The sequence below is a fragment of the Phocaeicola acetigenes genome, from assembly GCF_027529745.1.
Taxonomy (GTDB): domain Bacteria; phylum Bacteroidota; class Bacteroidia; order Bacteroidales; family Bacteroidaceae; genus Phocaeicola; species Phocaeicola acetigenes.
On sequence record NZ_JAPZVM010000001.1, the window covers coordinates 57,914 to 74,627 of the forward strand.

Annotated in this window: 12 protein-coding genes and 2 tRNA genes; 5 read left to right on the top strand and 9 right to left on the bottom strand. The window is 42.1% G+C overall.

Annotated features, from left to right (window positions below; all coding sequences use genetic code 11):
• Nucleotides 1–9 precede the first annotated feature (9 nt).
• A complete protein-coding gene (locus O6P32_RS00250; protein WP_269876234.1) occupies nucleotides 10–2,772 on the bottom strand; it encodes a coiled-coil domain-containing protein in 2,763 nt (920 codons plus the stop codon).
• 158 nt (nucleotides 2,773–2,930) lie between these two features.
• Between O6P32_RS00250 and O6P32_RS00255 the strand changes: the two genes are divergently transcribed.
• Complete coding sequence (locus O6P32_RS00255) at nucleotides 2,931–4,436, top strand: TrkH family potassium uptake protein (RefSeq protein WP_178267295.1); 1,506 nt, start codon at nucleotides 2,931–2,933, stop codon at nucleotides 4,434–4,436.
• A 115-nt stretch (nucleotides 4,437–4,551) separates the two neighbouring features.
• On the opposite strand, the gene gcvP is transcribed toward O6P32_RS00255, so the two are convergent.
• Genes gcvP through O6P32_RS00275 form a run of 4 tightly spaced genes read right to left on the bottom strand, consistent with a single transcriptional unit; the run spans nucleotide 4,552 to nucleotide 9,594 of the window.
• Nucleotides 4,552–7,404 carry an aminomethyl-transferring glycine dehydrogenase gene (gene gcvP / locus O6P32_RS00260; protein ID WP_269876235.1) on the bottom strand — a complete coding sequence of 951 codons (2,853 nt, stop codon included), beginning with the start codon at nucleotides 7,402–7,404 and terminating at the stop codon, nucleotides 4,552–4,554.
• Between the two features lie 51 nt (nucleotides 7,405–7,455).
• Nucleotides 7,456–8,094, bottom strand: a complete 639-nt coding sequence (locus O6P32_RS00265; protein WP_269876236.1) for an MBL fold metallo-hydrolase — start codon at nucleotides 8,092–8,094, stop codon at nucleotides 7,456–7,458.
• A 15-nt stretch (nucleotides 8,095–8,109) separates the two neighbouring features.
• A complete protein-coding gene (gene rsmG / locus O6P32_RS00270; protein ID WP_178267292.1) occupies nucleotides 8,110–8,736 on the bottom strand; it encodes a 16S rRNA (guanine(527)-N(7))-methyltransferase RsmG in 627 nt (208 codons plus the stop codon).
• A 6-nt stretch (nucleotides 8,737–8,742) separates the two neighbouring features.
• Nucleotides 8,743–9,594, bottom strand: coding sequence for an RsiV family protein (locus O6P32_RS00275; protein ID WP_269876237.1), 852 nt, complete (start codon nucleotides 9,592–9,594; stop codon nucleotides 8,743–8,745).
• 162 nt (nucleotides 9,595–9,756) lie between these two features.
• Here O6P32_RS00275 and lipB point away from each other — a divergent pair, with 162 nt between their 5' ends.
• The gene (lipB, locus tag O6P32_RS00280) at nucleotides 9,757–10,428 is read left to right on the top strand and encodes a lipoyl(octanoyl) transferase LipB (protein WP_178267290.1); all 672 of its coding nucleotides are present in this window, start codon (nucleotides 9,757–9,759) and stop codon (nucleotides 10,426–10,428) included.
• 105 nt (nucleotides 10,429–10,533) lie between these two features.
• On the opposite strand, the gene O6P32_RS00285 is transcribed toward lipB, so the two are convergent.
• From O6P32_RS00285 to feoB, 4 genes are all read right to left on the bottom strand, one after another.
• Nucleotides 10,534–10,606, bottom strand: a tRNA-Lys gene (locus O6P32_RS00285).
• Between the two features lie 14 nt (nucleotides 10,607–10,620).
• Nucleotides 10,621–10,692, bottom strand: a tRNA-Cys gene (locus tag O6P32_RS00290).
• A gap of 73 nt (nucleotides 10,693–10,765) precedes the next feature.
• Nucleotides 10,766–10,936, bottom strand: a complete 171-nt coding sequence (locus tag O6P32_RS00295; RefSeq protein ID WP_269876238.1) for a FeoB-associated Cys-rich membrane protein — start codon at nucleotides 10,934–10,936, stop codon at nucleotides 10,766–10,768.
• A gap of 23 nt (nucleotides 10,937–10,959) precedes the next feature.
• Nucleotides 10,960–13,452, bottom strand: a complete 2,493-nt coding sequence (gene feoB / locus O6P32_RS00300) for a ferrous iron transport protein B (protein ID WP_269876239.1) — start codon at nucleotides 13,450–13,452, stop codon at nucleotides 10,960–10,962.
• A gap of 243 nt (nucleotides 13,453–13,695) precedes the next feature.
• On the opposite strand from feoB, the gene fsa reads away from it, so the two are divergent.
• From fsa to O6P32_RS00315, 3 genes are all read left to right on the top strand, one after another.
• Nucleotides 13,696–14,352 carry a fructose-6-phosphate aldolase gene (fsa, locus tag O6P32_RS00305; RefSeq protein WP_269876240.1) on the top strand — a complete coding sequence of 219 codons (657 nt, stop codon included), beginning with the start codon at nucleotides 13,696–13,698 and terminating at the stop codon, nucleotides 14,350–14,352.
• 162 nt (nucleotides 14,353–14,514) lie between these two features.
• A complete protein-coding gene (locus O6P32_RS00310; protein WP_269876241.1) occupies nucleotides 14,515–15,201 on the top strand; it encodes a response regulator transcription factor in 687 nt (228 codons plus the stop codon).
• The gene (locus tag O6P32_RS00315; protein ID WP_178267285.1) at nucleotides 15,198–16,568 is read left to right on the top strand and encodes a HAMP domain-containing sensor histidine kinase; all 1,371 of its coding nucleotides are present in this window, start codon (nucleotides 15,198–15,200) and stop codon (nucleotides 16,566–16,568) included. The genes O6P32_RS00310 and O6P32_RS00315 overlap by 4 nt, the downstream gene beginning before the upstream one ends.
• Nucleotides 16,569–16,714 lie beyond the last annotated feature (146 nt).

The window sequence follows — 16,714 nt, forward strand, 5'->3', positions numbered from 1 at the left end:
CAATAATGCTTAAATTTCCCAACCTTCTTCACGTAAAGCCTCTTTCAGTTGCTCAAAACTTTCGTTTTCTACTCCTTTCTCTATGAACTCATCGAAAGCATTGCCATTGAACTGTTGCCAGGTAAAATGGGAGTCAATATGAGCATCGGGGGCGATGGATAGATACAATTCCATTGCTTTTTCATAATCTCCCGTAAGTATATTGTAATGAGCCCATCGGCTGATTACCTGAGGCTTTTCCTTAAATTGTGAAGGAAGACACTGGTAAATCATTTCGGCAGCTTCGGGTTGTGATGCCAATAAAGAAATGTATAAGCCATTTATTAAAGTATCAATACCTTTTTGAGTCGTCACAAAAGCGTCAAATATCTGTATGCTTTGTATTTGGGTAATGGTGAAAGCCCGTGCTTCCTGATGATGTGCGTGCATAGCCAGAATGTGTTCACTGTCTATTTCTCCCTCCAGCATGTCATTGAACAGACCTTCGTAAGGCAGGCTGATTCTGTTTTTATTCTGGGGCTGGAAGCAGACCCAATAAAGATTACGTTCGGACGAGCGGCCGTTCTTGTCGCGGTAGGTGATGTGCAGCGGATGGTAACTGCAGATAGCCATCAGTAAGGTTTCTGCTATTTCACTGCCATTTCCTTCGTCCGAAAAATCGCAGATCATACTGTCGGTCAGGTAGGGAGTTTCCAGTCCTTCTATACGGCTTATTTCATCGTGTGCAATGAAATGTGGCTCATCGAGAATGACTTCTTTTCCTTCTATTCCCCAAGTGAATAATTCTGTCTTGACCTGAAGATTTTTTGACTCATAAATATATTGAGAACCATTAGGCATTGTGGTGACACGGGTGTACGGATAATGCAGGGTACTTTTCTCAAGTTTTGCTTTCATATCTTGATAGGCCTGCAGTAAATCACGGTTTTCTTCGGGTGCATTTATTTCTGGTTGAACAGCCTCTTCTTTACATTCAATTTTTTTGCTATTATCCGTTAATTCATTCTGTCCTTCAGTCTGTTCATCAATAGGTGCTTCCTCTGTCTCGTTTTCTGTACCTGCAGAGGTTGTATCTTCTGGCTGATTCTGTTCGGCTGTATCTTCTATGTCGTTTCCTTCTGTTTGTGTATCCTCCTTCTTTTGGCTTTCATTTTCCTTATTCAGGTTTTCCTGCAAGGCTTTTACAGTTTCCTCTTTTTCCTGTTTAAGTTGCTGAAGTTTCTCTTGAAGTTCGGCACAGTCTTTTTCCAGTGCTGTTTTATCTTGTATAGCCTGGTTTAAGTTACTTTCCGTATTTATCTGCTCTTGTTTGGACTGTTGGAGCTCTTCTTTCAGATTGGCTATATTCTTTTCCAATACAGCTTTATCTTCAACGCTTTGGTTGAGAGTCTGCAAGATGTCTGTATATTGTTTTTGCCACTGTTGTACTTCTTCTGTAGTTCGATTATGTTCCTTTTCTACCTGAGAAAGTTGTGTATGAAGCAATTCTACTTCCTGCTGCAATTTTTGGTTTTCCTGTTGCTGTGCAGTAAGGTTTTCTTCGAGCTGTGCAATCTCTTTGTTGCGGTTTGTCTCTTCTTTTTCAAGACTCTCCGACAATGCTTTAACTTTCTCTTCTTTTTCTTGTTTAAGTTGTTGGAATTCTTCTTTTAAAGACGCTACGTTCTTTTTCAGTACAGTTTTTTCCTGCTCCGATTGAGCCAGGCTTTCCTGCGAATCCGTATATTTGTTCTGCCACTCTTGTACTTCTTTCTGTGTTTTCTGCTCTCTGTCTTTTGCTTGAGAAAGTTGTGCTTGAAGCAGTTCGTTTTCCTGTTGCAGGTTCTGGTTTTGCTGTTGTTGTACAAAAATGTTCTCTTTGAGCTGTGTCACTTCCTTGTTACGGCTCATTTCTTCCTTACTCAAGTTCTCCGATAATGTTTGAGTTGTTTTTTCTTTTTCTTCCTTGAGCAGCTGGAGTTCTTTTCTCAACTCATCAAGAGCTTTTTCCAATGTCGTGTTTTCTTGCTCTGATTGAGCCAGACTCTGTTGAGTGTTTGTATACTTGCGTTGCCACTCCTGTATCTCTTTCAATGCCTCTTGTTTTTTGCTTTCTACTTGAGTCAACTGCGTGCGCAATGCTTCCAGTTCGTTCTGTAAACTTTGGTTTTCCTGTTGTTGGGCATGAATAGTAGCCTTATGGCCTTCACTTTCTTGTTCTGTAGCCTGTAATACTTGTTTAAGCTGACTGTGTTCTGAAGCTGTATGGGTAAGAGTAGTGATTTGCTTGGCTTGTTCCTCTTTGGTGGTTTCCAGCAAGGCATATTTTCCCCTTAGCTGTTCCAACTGTACAGCAAGCAACTGATTCTCTTCTTCTGCCTTTTGTGCCTGTTGGCGTACAGACAGAATTTGTTCGGACAACCGGTCGATTATTCCTTTCTGATCAGTGATTTCTTTCTCCTGCAGACCGCTGGTATGAAGTTGCTGCTCCAATTTAGTCTGTAAAGACGCTACCGTTTTCAGCAGACCACTTGAGTCTTTTTGTAAGATAGCAATTTCCTGTTGTTGGGCAGCAATAGCTATCAATTGTTCTTTAATTTTATCTTCTGATTTAGACAGTTGCTTTTGGGCATCGGAGAGCTGTGTACGTTTGTATGAAACCTCCTTATTGGCATCCTTGATGAGGAAAGACAATTGTTGGTTTTTAGTTTGTAATACATCAATGCTGTTTTCCAGTTCTTCTATGTCAATACCTGTAAGTCCTTTTATCAGGTGAAGTGTAAGTTTATTCATAATAATCAGAAAGATAGATGATTTAAATTTGGCGCAAATTACGGAAATATTCTTGAGAGTACAAGAGTATTTCTCAATTTAAATTAATATTTATGAATGAAAATTCACTAAAAATGCTCTCTTTTCATTAGATTTGTACGCGATAATGATAGATTAATATGGAAAATAAGATTACTTCAAATCTTTATGTAGGGAGAAACAAAAACAATAGTTTGATAAATAAGAAAATGATATTCCGTATTTTAGGCATTTTATTGTTCCTGGAAGGAATAATGTTTCTTGTGTGTGCCGGAGTATCGCTGTGTTATCGTGAAGCTGATTATATTTATTTTATATATTCAACCCTGATTGTAGCTGCAGTAGGAAGTTTGTTTTTGTTCTTAGGAAAAAATGCAGAAAATACGGTTACCCGTAGAGATGGATATTGTATTGTAGCGTTTACATGGTTATTGTTTTCTGGTTTTGGAATGTTGCCTTTTTATATTAGCGGTGAAATTCCTTCTGTAGCTGATGCTTTTTTTGAAACAATGTCAGGTTTTACTACGACGGGAGCTACTATTTTGGATGACATAGAAGCACTTCCGTATGGAATGTTGTTTTGGAGAAGCTTTACTCAGTGGATTGGTGGATTAGGGATTGTATTCTTTACCATTGCAGTTTTGCCTATTTTTGGAGTAGGCAATCAGGTTTTGTTCTCGGCGGAGGCTACAGGAGTGACTCATGATAAAATACATCCTAAAATCAGTATGATGGCAAAATGGCTTTGGACAGTATATGTTATTCTGACCGTAGTAGAGGCAATTTTGCTGATGTGTGGGGGAATGAATCTTTTTGATGCGGTATGTCATTCGTTTTCTACTACTGCGACTGGCGGATATTCTACGAAGCAGGATAGTGTAGCTCATTGGAATTCACCTTTTATAGAGTATGTAATAGCTATCTTTATGATTCTTTCCAGTGTGAATTTTTCCTTGTATTTTATGTGTTTGAAAGGAAAATTTGCTCACTTGCTCAAAGACGATGAGTTCAAAGGCTTCCTGATTTCAATAGGAGTTGTTACTCTAATCATAACCTTTTCTCTCATTAGCTATAACAATTATGGTGTGGAGAATGCTTTTCGTAAAGCGTTGTTCCAAGTGGCTTCGGTGCATACATCTTGTGGATTTGCTACTGATGACTATAATACCTGGGCACCATTTACCTGGATGTTGTTTATTTATACAATGGTGGCAGGAGGATGTACCGGTTCTACAGCTGGAGGTATAAAAAGCATGCGTTTGTTGATTGTATTGCGTAATATCAAAAATGAATTCAGTCGGTTGATTCACCCTCGGGCTGTGTTATCTGTAAAGATCAATTCTCAGACAGTTTCCCCTTCTACTATTTCTACAGTAATGACGTTTGTATTGACATTTTTTATTTGCGCTTTTGTAGGATGGGTTGCATTGATGTTCCTTGGCTTGGGGTTGACAGAATCTTTTGGAACGGTCATTTCCAGTTTGGGAAATGTAGGACCGGGACTGGGGGCATTTGGTCCGGCCTTTTCATGGAGCGCTTTACCTGATGCCGCAAAATGGATTTTGTCTTTCCTGATGCTTATTGGCCGTTTGGAATTATTTGGTATTCTGCTTATGTTTGCTCCAAGTTTTTGGAAAGGACGATAAGTTTGAAGATATGAAAATTTATATATAGGTTGTTGTATAGTAAAAAAGACAGACCTTATACTGGATTCAGTTCTTTCCAGTGTATGGTCTGTCTTTTTTATATCTAAGCTTTATCTCAGGATTCAAACTTTCCGTAGCGTGTAGGCAAGAGGGTTCTGTCTCCCAAAGTATTGTCTATTCGTGCTACATTTATCCAGAATTTATTCTCTCGGACACTTTCTATAGGGTAGACTGCTTTTTCACGGCTGTATGTGTGTGTCCACTGGCTGCCTACTGCTTCGTATTCCGGGTGAGGAGCGTTGATTAGCACATTGTCTTCGCGAGATGCATTTCCTTGTCTGACTTCTTCTATTTCTTTCCAAATCTGTTGCATGGAGTGAATAAAGTTATTCAACTCATTTAAACTTTCACTTTCTGTCGGTTCAATCATCAATGTACCATGAACGGGGAAGGAAAGTGTAGGAGCATGATAACCATAATCCATGAGTCGTTTTGCTATATCGTTTTCGGTAATTCCGCTTTCTTCATGTATTTTGCGGCATTCCAGTATCATCTCATGACCGACAAAGCCATTCTTTCCCTGATATACAACTCCATAAGTATCTTTTAAGGAAGCTGCCAGATAATTGGCATTTAAAATGGCTGTTTCAGTTGCACGTTTTAATCCTTCAGCTCCCATCATACAGATGTATGCATAGGTAATCGGGAAAATACCGGCACTACCGTAAGGTGCTGCTGAAACTTCATTCTGCGGATGTCCAAAATGTACGTGTCCGGGTAAGAATGGAATCAAATGTTCGGCTACGCATACAGGACCTACACCCGGACCACCACCTCCATGAGGTATAGCAAATGTTTTGTGTAAGTTCAGATGACAGACATCGGCACCGATTGTTCCGGGATTTGTCAGTCCTACCTGAGCATTCATATTGGCCCCGTCCATATAGACTTGTGCTCCACATTTATGGATAATCTCACAGATTTCCTTGATGTCTGTCTCAAAAATACCATGAGTAGACGGGTAAGTAATCATCAGAGCAGCCAACTGGTCTTTGTGTTCTTCCGCTTTTGTGCGCAAATCTTCCAAATCAACATTTCCATGTTCGTCGCAGGCACAAGTCAGAGTCTCGTAACCGGCTTGTACAGCAGATGCAGGGTTGGTTCCATGGGCCGATGCCGGTATGAGAATGAGATGGCGATGTCCTTGACCTATACTTTCCAGATAGCTGCGTATGATGCGGAGTCCGGTATATTCTCCGGCTGCTCCAGAGTTGGGCTGTAAAGTTACTCCTGCAAATCCGGTGACAATTTTCAGCTGTTCGGAAAGATTGGTTATTAATTCAGTATATCCTACTGCCTGATCTTCAGGTACAAGAGGGTGGATATTCATCCATGATGCGTTACTCAATGGAAGCATTTCGGCTGCTGCATTCAGTTTCATGGTACAAGAACCCAGTGAAATCATAGAATGGGCGAGTGAAATATCTTTCCTTTCCAGTCGTTTGATGTAGCGCATCATTTCTGTCTCTGTGTGATATTTCTGGAATATTTCATGGGAAAGATAGCTGCTGGTACGGCACAGTTCCTGCGGGATAGAATCTTGCTGTGGTATATCGTATACTTCGTGTACAGACTCTTCGGCAGCAATTCCGAATACAGACAATAACTGATGGCAGTCTGCCGGAGTGGTAGTCTCATTCAGACTGATGCCGACTTCTCCGTTGTCGAAATAGCGGAGATTGATTTCTTTGCTTAGTGCAATGGTGCGTAGTTTCTGAGGAGAAACATGTGCAGGAAGCCCTAAACGGAGTGTATCGAAGAAAGAAATGTTCTTTTGTGTGTATCCTAAATGAGTAAGCTGATTGCCGAGCCAGGTAGTCATGTGATGAATGCGTGTGGCAATCTCCTTTAAGCCCTCAGGTCCATGATATATTGCATAGAAGCCAGCCATTGTAGCCAATAAGGCCTGTGCTGTGCAAATGTTTGAGGTCGCTTTTTCACGTTTGATATGCTGTTCACGCGTTTGTAGTGCCATACGGTAGCATAAGTGTCCGTATTTGTCTTTAGACAGACCGATGATACGTCCGGGCATGCTTCTCTTGAATTCGTCGCGTGTTGCGAAGTAGGCTGCAGAAGGTCCTCCATAGAACATTGGAATACCCAGTCTTTGTGTACTACCAAATACAATATCTGCTCCCCATTCTCCGGGAGGTACCAGCAAGGTGAGGCTGAGAATATCTGCGTCCACAGCCACTTTACATCCTGCTTCGTGCGCACGTGCTGTAAATTCTCGATAGTCCTCAATATTACCACTGTTGTTCGGGTATTGGATAATGCATCCGAAGATATCCGGAGTAAACTCCAATTCCTTATAGTTTCCTACGCGGACAGTAATACCTTGAGGGATAGCACGTGTCTGGATAACAGCTAGGTTCTGAGGAAATATTTCTTCGTCTACGAATAGGGTATTGGCGCCACTTTTCTGTTGGGCACGAGAGCGGAGATTATGCATCATGGTAGCAGCTTCTGCTGCTGCAGTGGCCTCGTCCAAGAGCGAGCAGTTAGCCAATGGCATAGCTGTCAGGTCGCTGATCATAGTCTGGAAATTAATCAAGGCTTCCAGTCTTCCTTGTGAAATCTCGGCTTGATACGGGGTATATGAAGTATACCAAACCGGATTTTCAAATACATTTCTTTGAATGACAGGAGGAGTAAAGGTGTCGTACCATCCGCATCCTATGTAAGATTTGTAAATCTTGTTATGAGAGGCCAGTTGAGTAATGTGAGTCGCAAATTGATGTTCTGTCATGGCCGGTGGAAGTGCAAGCGGTTCTTTCAGAAGAATATTCTCAGGAATTGTTTTGCTGATTAATTCTTCAAGGCTATTCACTCCAATTTTTTCCAGCATGGTGGAAAGATTTTCTTCTGTAATGCCGATGTGTCTGTCGGCAAAGACATCTGTTTTCATGTTTTTAAGGTTTTATAAAGGTGGTAATGCGGTAATCCTTTTTTATAAGGATTACCGGAAGAAAGGATTGGATATTTTTTCCCGTCCGATAGTAGTGGCGTCACCATGTCCCGGGTATACTGTCGTTTCGTCTGGAAGCACAAAGAGACGGTTGATGATTCCGTTCCGGAGTGCTGTAAAATCACCTCCGCTCAGATCGGAACGTCCTATACTTCCATTAAAAAGCACATCCCCGCTGAACATACATTGTGCAGAAGCTGCGTAGAATACGAGGCCGCCGGGAGAATGTCCGGGCACGTGAATCGCTTCTAAAGTCGTATTGCCAAAACGAATAAGCTCTTTATCTTCGATGTATCGGCCTAAAGGTACGGCAGGTTCGTTGATTTCGAAACCAAACATGCGGCATTGGTCGGCTACTTGATTGAGCAGGAATTCATCAGCTTTATGTGCTTCGGCCTGTAATCCGAATTCACGTTTGACAAACGGATTGCCAAACACATGGTCCAAATGCAGGTGAGTGTTCAGCAAGTGAGTTACTTTCAGATTGTTGTCTGTGATGTATCTTTTCAATTCCTGCTGTTCGTCAGGGTAAAAGCATCCGGCATCAATGATTACCGCTTCCTTGGTGTCGTCCGATAATACATAGCAGTTTACCGGAAACATATTGAATTCAAATCGTTTAATTTTCATAGATGCAATCAGTTCTTATCGGTTGATAGTCACATATACTACTTTTTTAGTTTCGAAAAACTCTTCACTGAAAAAGTCTTTCAAGTCAGAAATTACAGTCTGGTGTTTCACCGGAAGAATTTCCTTTTCCAATTCTCCTCCTTTCAGGCAGATCAGTCCATTGGGAAGAGCATTCTGCTGCTCTTTTTTGATGTTTTTTCTGACTATTTTCAATAGGTCGGTAAGCGGCATTACGGCGCGGCTGACCACAAAATCGAACAGTTCCTTTTCTTCTTCAGCCCGGCAGTGTCGTGTCGTTACATTGGTTAGTCCGATAGCGTGGGCTATTTCTGTGGCGACTTTCACCTTCTTTCCTATACTGTCTACTAAATGAAAGTGAGTGTCTGGGAAAAGAATTGCCAATGGTATTCCCGGAAAACCTCCTCCTGTACCTAAGTCCATGATGGTTGTTCCCGGTTTGAATTGGATAATTTTAGCTATTCCCAAAGAATGCAGGATATGATGTTCGTACAGGTTGGTAATATCTTTGCGTGAAATCACGTTGATTTTACTGTTCCAGTCTGTATATAGGTCATATAATGCAGCGAACTGCTGTTTCTGTGTTTCTGTAAGGTTGGGAAAATACTTGAGGATGATGTCCATATTGTATTATTTGTTCAAATAAGTTTCTATTTCGTTGTAAGGAATGGTCAGTTTGAAATCTCCGCTGGCATAAGGAGCAATTTCATATCGGTTGTATAAGAAACTGACTCCGTCTTTGCTCAAAAGGAAGTTTTCCGGAATATAAGGATCGGATTCCAGCAGAATTCCTATCGAACGCAGATTGTCTATTGTGCGAATGGTATCAGTTTTCATTCGTGTATTGACTTCTTCTATCAGAGCCTGTAGAATAAGGTCACATATTTTCTTTTCTGCTTCTTTTTTGAAAGCATCTTCTGCAGTCAGAACTTTCCCGGAAACGGCGTCAATGTTCAACCATTTGGAATAAGTATTGGGATGTGCCCCTCCTGTCGACTCAAATGTAGTGACTGTATAGTTCCAGATGCTGTCTCTTCCATTTTCCAGATTGGCCTGGATGTCGTATTCATAGTTGTACCATCCCGGAATATCCTGTTCGTCCATGCCGTTATATACATCAGCCTCGTAAAGTTTCAGCACATCTGTTCTATACGAACGTATGTAGTTGTCGGCCATTTGGGTAGAAACAGATTCGGGCGCTACTCCGATGTATTTTCCTTCGAATAAATTCTTTTGTATTTCGCTGTTGATAAGCATAGACAGTGAATCTTCGGCTGAAGCCGGAGTAAGATACATATATTCTATGTGAATTTTACAGGAAGGGGATGACTTCACATCGGACTTCAGGTAAACAGTTGTATCAATTACGGAACTGGTTATTTCAGCCTGTGGCTTTTGTTTCTGTTCGATACAGCTTTGCATCAAAATGCCGGATGCAAGGAAACAAAAGAAAGTAGATAGTAAAAGGTAAGTTTTTCTCATTGCCTTTATTCTTTTGAGGTTATTCTATGTTTTCAGTCTCTATTTTGACAAATATAGTATTTCTTCTCGAATTGACCACTTAAAAAACGACTTCTTTCGTGTGCATGAGTTAATATTTCTTTTTATTTTTGTCAATATGCTACTTTAAATGGAATGGATATTATGAAAACAGAATATTGGGGACGGATTGCTTATGCAGATGCATGGCATCGGCAGGCAGAGCTGTTCGAAGAATTGGTTGCGGCAAAACAGCAGCATCTGCCGTATTGTAATCGTCTGATTTTTTGCGAGCATCCGCATGTATATACTTTAGGCCGTCATGGAAAGCCGGCCAATATGCTGCTTAATAAAGAGCAGTTGCTGGCAGTTCATGCGGAGCTGTTTCAGACAGACAGAGGAGGGGACATCACGTATCACGGACCGGGACAAGTGGTTTGTTATCCTATTTTAAATTTGGAGGATTTTCATCTGGGCTTGAAGGATTATATTAACTTGCTGGAAGAAGCTGTAATCAGAGTATGTGCAGCCTATGGGATACAAGGGCAACGGGTTGCCGGAGCTACGGGAGTATGGATTGAGGTGGGAACTTCAAGAGAACGTAAGATTTGTGCCATAGGAGTGCGCAGCAGTCATTATGTGACGATGCACGGACTGGCACTAAACGTAAATACAGATTTACGATACTTCAGCTATATACACCCTTGTGGATTTGTGGACAAAGGAGTTACTTCTATTGCCCGGGAAACCGGATGTGAAGTTTCTATAGAAGAAGTTGTGAAAAAGCTGGAGTATGAATTAAGAGATTTGCTGGAAAGAAGAATGAAAGTTTCTTGAACGGCAGTAGTGTCGGCTGAGCTGTTGTTCTGAAAATACAGAAAGAATGATAGTGGGTAGAAAAAGAAAAGACCTTTAAGAAATTCTTAAAGGTCTTTTTAATTGTACACCCTCAGGGATTCGAACCCTGGACCCACTGATTAAGAGTCAGTTGCTCTACCAACTGAGCTAAGAGTGCATCCGTTTTTAGGGAGGTTCCTGGCGGATTCGAACCGCCGTACACGGTTTTGCAGACCGCTGACTAAGCCACTCATCCAAGGAACCGTTGCTTGTTTTCTCAATTGCGATGCAAAGGTACGACTATTTTTGTAATTTGCAATAGCTATGCTTAATTTTTTTAAATTTTATCTTTGCATGAGTTGGCTTTCTGAGACAGTTGACACCCGGAACATCCACAACCACAGCCATTTCCTTTGCTTGCACTTTTTTTCTTAAAAAATCCGAGAATGTGTTTCCCCGCGTAAGCAACGCAGAGAAACACAATAATATATACAATGATGTTTTGCATAAACAGGTTGTTTTGACTTTAAATTATACAATCAGACTGCCTATCTGGAATACAAGGAAAGATACAATCCATGCCAGTATAGTGGTGTATCCCGCAGCAAAGGCAGCCCATTTCCAACTGCCCGACTCCTGCCTGATGGCTGCAATGGTAGCTATACACGGGAAGTAAAGCAGGGTAAACAGCATATAGGCAAAGGCTACCAGTGGTGTAATTTGCGATTGCTGTGCAATACGGGTAGGCAGTGTGTCGTCGTCCAGATTTCCGTCGTTGGTATACAAGACTCCCAGTGTACTGACCACTAATTCTTTGGCTCCAATACCCGACAGAATACCAATCCCCATTTTCCAGTCGAATCCCAAAGGTTTGATTGCAGGCTCGATGGCTTTTCCTACCTGTCCGATGTATGAGTTTTCCTGTTGCTCTGCTATTGTATCATATTTATCGTGATTCGGGTAATATCCTAAGAACCAGATAATGATAGATGCAATCATGATAATGCCACCCATCTTTTTCAGATACTGTGCACCCTTTTCCCATGTATGTCGTAAGACAGCTTTGCTGGTCGGCATACGGTAAGGAGGAAGCTCCATTACAAAAGGCGTATCGTCACCCTTTATCAGGAATTTGGTAAACAGACGGGCCATCAATACAGCCAGCAGAATACCGGTTGCGTAGATTATCAGCAGCATAAGTCCTGCCTGATGAGGGAAGAAGGCACCCACCAGTACCAGATAAATAGGTAGACGTGCACTGCAGGATATCAGCGGGTTAATCAATATCGTGACCAGTCTCGATTTGCGGCTTTCGATAATACGCGATGACATGATAGCCGGCACATTACATCCGAATCCCATAATCAGAGGAATAAACGATTTGCCGTGCAGTCCCATCTTGTGCATAATCTTATCCATAATGAAAGCGGCTCTTGCCATGTATCCGGAATCTTCCATGAAAGAGATGAACAGATACAGCAATAAGATATTAGGCAGAAATACAATGACACCTCCTACGCCTCCTATGATACCATCTGTAATCAGATCCTTCAGTGGACCGGCCGGCATGAATGCCTCTACCAAAGCTGCAATTTGTTCTACAATCCATTCTATCCCTGCTTTAGGGTATTCTCCGAAAATGAAGGTACATTCAAACATCAGATAGAGGAAGATAAAGAAGATAGGGAAGCCCCAGATTTTATGTGTAACGATGCTGTCTACAATGCGGGTAAACATCTCGTTGTTCTGATGCTTGTCGATGAAAGTTTCTTTCAGTGCTCCGGAAATAAATCCATATTTTGCATCTGTAATTGCCTGTTCACAATCCTCGTTCAGCGACAGTTTTATCCGTTGCTCTTCTTTATGCAGTGTAGTGAGAATTTCGTCCCGGTTGGGAAGATTATTGATTACACTGGTTTCGATGTCTTTATCATTCTCCAGTAGCTTGATAGCCAGAAAACGGGTAGAATATTTACTGCGGATATTTTCGTTCTTGCCTATTTCCTTTTTTACAGCATCGATGGCTCTTTCCAGTTTAGGTCCGTGGTTGATGTGGATGTGGCGGATGTAGTTCTGGGTTTCAATCCCTTCCTCTTCCCCCGATGTACTTCCGTATTTATGGTCCGGTACATATTCATCGTGCCAGGTGCGGAACTCCCGTAAAGCTTCGGTTTCTATTTCTTCTTTCTGTCCTTTAAAGTCTGCCCCTTCATACAGTCCGATAATGACATGGAACAACTCCTCTATACCTTTGCCGTTTCTGCTGATGGTTGGAACAATGGGGACTCCCAACAACTGGCTTAGCTTTTTGTGATCCAGCTTGTTGCCGCTATGCTGTAAGGCATCGTACATGTTGAGTGCGATAACCATTCGTACATTCATGTCGATAAGTTGTGTGGTAAGATATAGGTTACGTTCCAGATTCCCTGCATCTACCACATTGATAATGACGTCCGGTGTTTCTTCGATGATGTGTTTGCGCACATACAATTCTTCAGGGCTGTATGCCGACAAAGAATAAGTACCCGGAAGGTCTATCAGCCGGAAGTGATAGCCCTGAAAATCGAAATGTCCCTCTTTGGCATCCACGGTTACTCCACTATAGTTGCCTACATGTTCGTGTGATCCCGATGCCACATTGAAGAGAGAGGTCTTTCCGCAGTTCGGATTCCCGACCAGTGCTACATTGATTGTACGGCGTTTTCCTTGTGCAATGGCCTTCATTTTCTCGTCTGGTACAGGAATACTTTCGGAAATCGGTTCATGAAAGCTGAATTCGTTGATGGTAGAGCGCGCTTCTTCTTCGCTGATAATTTCAATCATGTCAGCCTCTTGCCGACGTAAGGATATCTCGTATCCCATTACCTTATACTTGATAGGGTCTTTTAATGGAGCATTCAGCAGTACTTCTACGGTTTTTCCTTTGATGAATCCCATTTCGATGATACGACGGCGGAATCCTCCGTGACCTAATACTTTGACAATGACTCCTTTTTCTCCAGTCTTTAATTCTGATAGTCTCATGCTTATAATCTTTTGCATCGCAAAGATAAATAATAGAAAAATGCTGTGCAAACTATTTAGATTGTTTTTAAATAACGGTATTTTTATGCTTTATATATCCTTTTCGGAGGACATGTCTCCGTGTGTTTCCGGACAATGTTTGTAAGACGATATTTTCATTGATTTAAAAGTCCTTTTTTATAGTACCAATGGATTTGTTTTTTGTAAATTTGTGGAAGTGATAAACCTTTTATAAATAAAACTATGAAATTTTTTATCGACACGGCCAACCTGGCTCAGATACAGGAAGCCAACGACATGGGAGTTTTAGACGGCGTTACCACCAATCCTTCACTGATGGCCAAAGAAGGAATAAAGGGAGTGGAAAACTGCAAAAAGCATTACGTGGATATCTGTAATATTGTAGAAGGCGATGTGAGTGCTGAAGTAATTGCTACCGATTATGAAGGAATGATAAAGGAAGGAGAGGAACTGGCTGCCTTGCATCCCCATATTGTAGTAAAAGTGCCTTGCATTGCCGATGGTATTAAAGCAATCAAGTATTTTACGAAAAAAGGTATCCGTACAAATTGTACACTTGTCTTCTCTCCGGGACAGGCTCTTCTGGCTGCCAAGGCCGGAGCAACCTATGTTTCTCCTTTTGTCGGACGTCTGGATGATATTTCCAGCGACGGTATCGAACTGGTAGAAAAGATTGTGTCCATGTACCGTTACTATGGTTTCTCTACTCAAGTATTGGCTGCTTCCATCCGTACCACACAGCATATCATTCAGTGTCTGGAAGTCGGAGCCGATGTGGCTACCTGTCCGCTGGCTGCGATAAAAGGTCTGCTGAATCATCCGCTGACCGATTCCGGATTAGCAAAATTTCTGGAAGATTACCGGAAGGTGAACGCTTAGTAATAGAAGTCTGATTATTTGTAAAACGATAGAAGAGAAGGAGTTTGTAGGCAGAGAAGAAACTACAGACTCCTTTTTGTATTTTGGGATAAGGTCGGAAACGGTACTAATACAAAGTAATATTCAAGTATAAATCTTATCTTTGTATTATTTAAGACAATTATGCAGACTATTTTAATTATAGAAGACGAGAAACGGGTAGCCGATTTGCTGAAGGCCGGCTTGGAGGAGAACGGTTACCAGACCATGGTGGCCTACGATGGTGCCATGGGGTTGAGGCTGTTTCAGGCTTACTCGTTTCAGCTGGTTATATCCGATATTATTTTGCCCAAACTGGACGGCTTTGAGTTATGCAAGGAGATTCGTAAGCAGAATGAGCGGATTCCAATTCTGATGCTCACTGCTTTGGGCTCTGCCGGCGACAAGCTGGAAGGCTTTGATGCCGGTGCCGACGATTATATGGTGAAGCCGTTCGATTTCAGAGAACTGATAGCCCGGGTAAAGGTTCTGTTGCGGAGAAACGGAGAGGCGGTAGTTGCCCCGCCTGAAGAAGTAGTGTATGCAGACCTGGTCATCAACCGGAACCGGCATGAAGTGACGCGGCGGAATATTCCCATCAAGCTCTCTCCAAAAGAATACAATCTGCTCCTCTATATGGTAGAGCATGCAGAGAAGGTAATCAGCAGAGTAGAAATAGCAGAAAAGGTATGGAATACCCACTTCGATACAGGTACTAACTTTATAGATGTGTACATTAATTACCTGCGCAAGAAAATTGACAAGGAGTTCGATGTCAAGCTTATTCATACCAAGCCGGGAGTTGGATTCATTTTAACAGACAAATTATGAAGATACGTACAAAACTGACCTGGCAGAATACCGGCGTTACTGCAGCTGTATTTTTGTTTTGCATGTGCCTGATTTATCTGTTGAGCGAACAGGCACGCAGCCGTACGTTTTTCCACGATTTGAAGAGCGAGGCTTTAACTAAGGCACACCTGTATCTTCAGAATCAGGTAGATGCCCAAACCATGCAGTCCATTTACCTCAACAACAGGAAATTTATCAACGAGGTAGAAGTGGCGGTCTATACCACCGACTTCCGTATGCTTTATCACGACGCCATACAAAGTGATATCATAAAGGAAGACCGGAACATGATAAACGATATTCTGAGGCGCAAAGAAATCGAGTTCTATATAGGCCGCTATCAGGGAATCGGCATGCTCTATTCGTTCGGGGGAAAAGATTATATTGTGACCGCAGCAGCTTACGACGGATACGGATATAACAATCTGTATGAGCTGCAGCAAACCCTTCTGATACTTTTTGTGGTGGGTCTGACCTTGCTGTTTCTTGCCGGCTATTTTCTTGCCCGTGCATCCTTGAAGCCTATTCGCGACATTGTAAAAGAAGCAGAGAGCATTACGGCGCAGCATATCCACAAACGCCTTCCCGTGAAGAATGAGAAAGATGAATTGGGCGAACTCAGTACCACGTTCAATGCCCTGCTGGAGCGTCTGGAAATATCGTTCAATTCCCAGAAAATGTTCGTCAGCAATGTATCGCATGAAATGCGTACCCCACTGGCTGCCCTGATGGCAGAATTAGACCTGGCCTTGCAGAAAGAAAGAACAGGAGAACAATACAGGCAAGCCATGCAGAATGTCTTGCAGGATGCCCGCCGGATGAACAAGCTGATCGACGGACTGCTCAATCTGGCAAAGGCCGATTACCAGAAAGAACAGATCAAGATGCAGGAAATCCGTCTGGACGAATTGCTGCTCGATGTAAGAGAATTCATTCTCAGGGCACACCCCGAGTATCATATCGATCTTCTGTTCGAGCAGGAAGAAGCCGATGACGACCGTCTGATTACCGTCATGGGAAACCTTTATCTGCTGAACATCGCTTTCTCCAATCTGATAGAGAACAACTGTAAGTACTCGGACAACAAATCTTCGTTTATACAAATCTCTTATTGGGACAAGCATACCGTCATTCGTCTTTCCGACAGTGGCATTGGCATGTCGGATACAGACAAAGCACATCTTTTTACCCTGTTTTACCGGGGAACACAAGAGAATGTCACAGAAGGACACGGCATCGGTATGGCCTTGTCGCAGAAAATCATTCATCTGCATCAGGGTACAATTTCTGTACATTCGGAGGAAGGCAAGGGCACTACCTTTGTGGTTGAACTACCTCATATCTGATATTAAAACGAACATAACCCTTTGTGTAAGAGTGGTATTAGAATTCACTGGAATTTTTCTAATGGTTTTCTAATACCACTCTAATACTTTTCTAACGGCTGCTTTGGCAAGTACGGTATACTTTTGCGGCGTGATAAGACAAAACA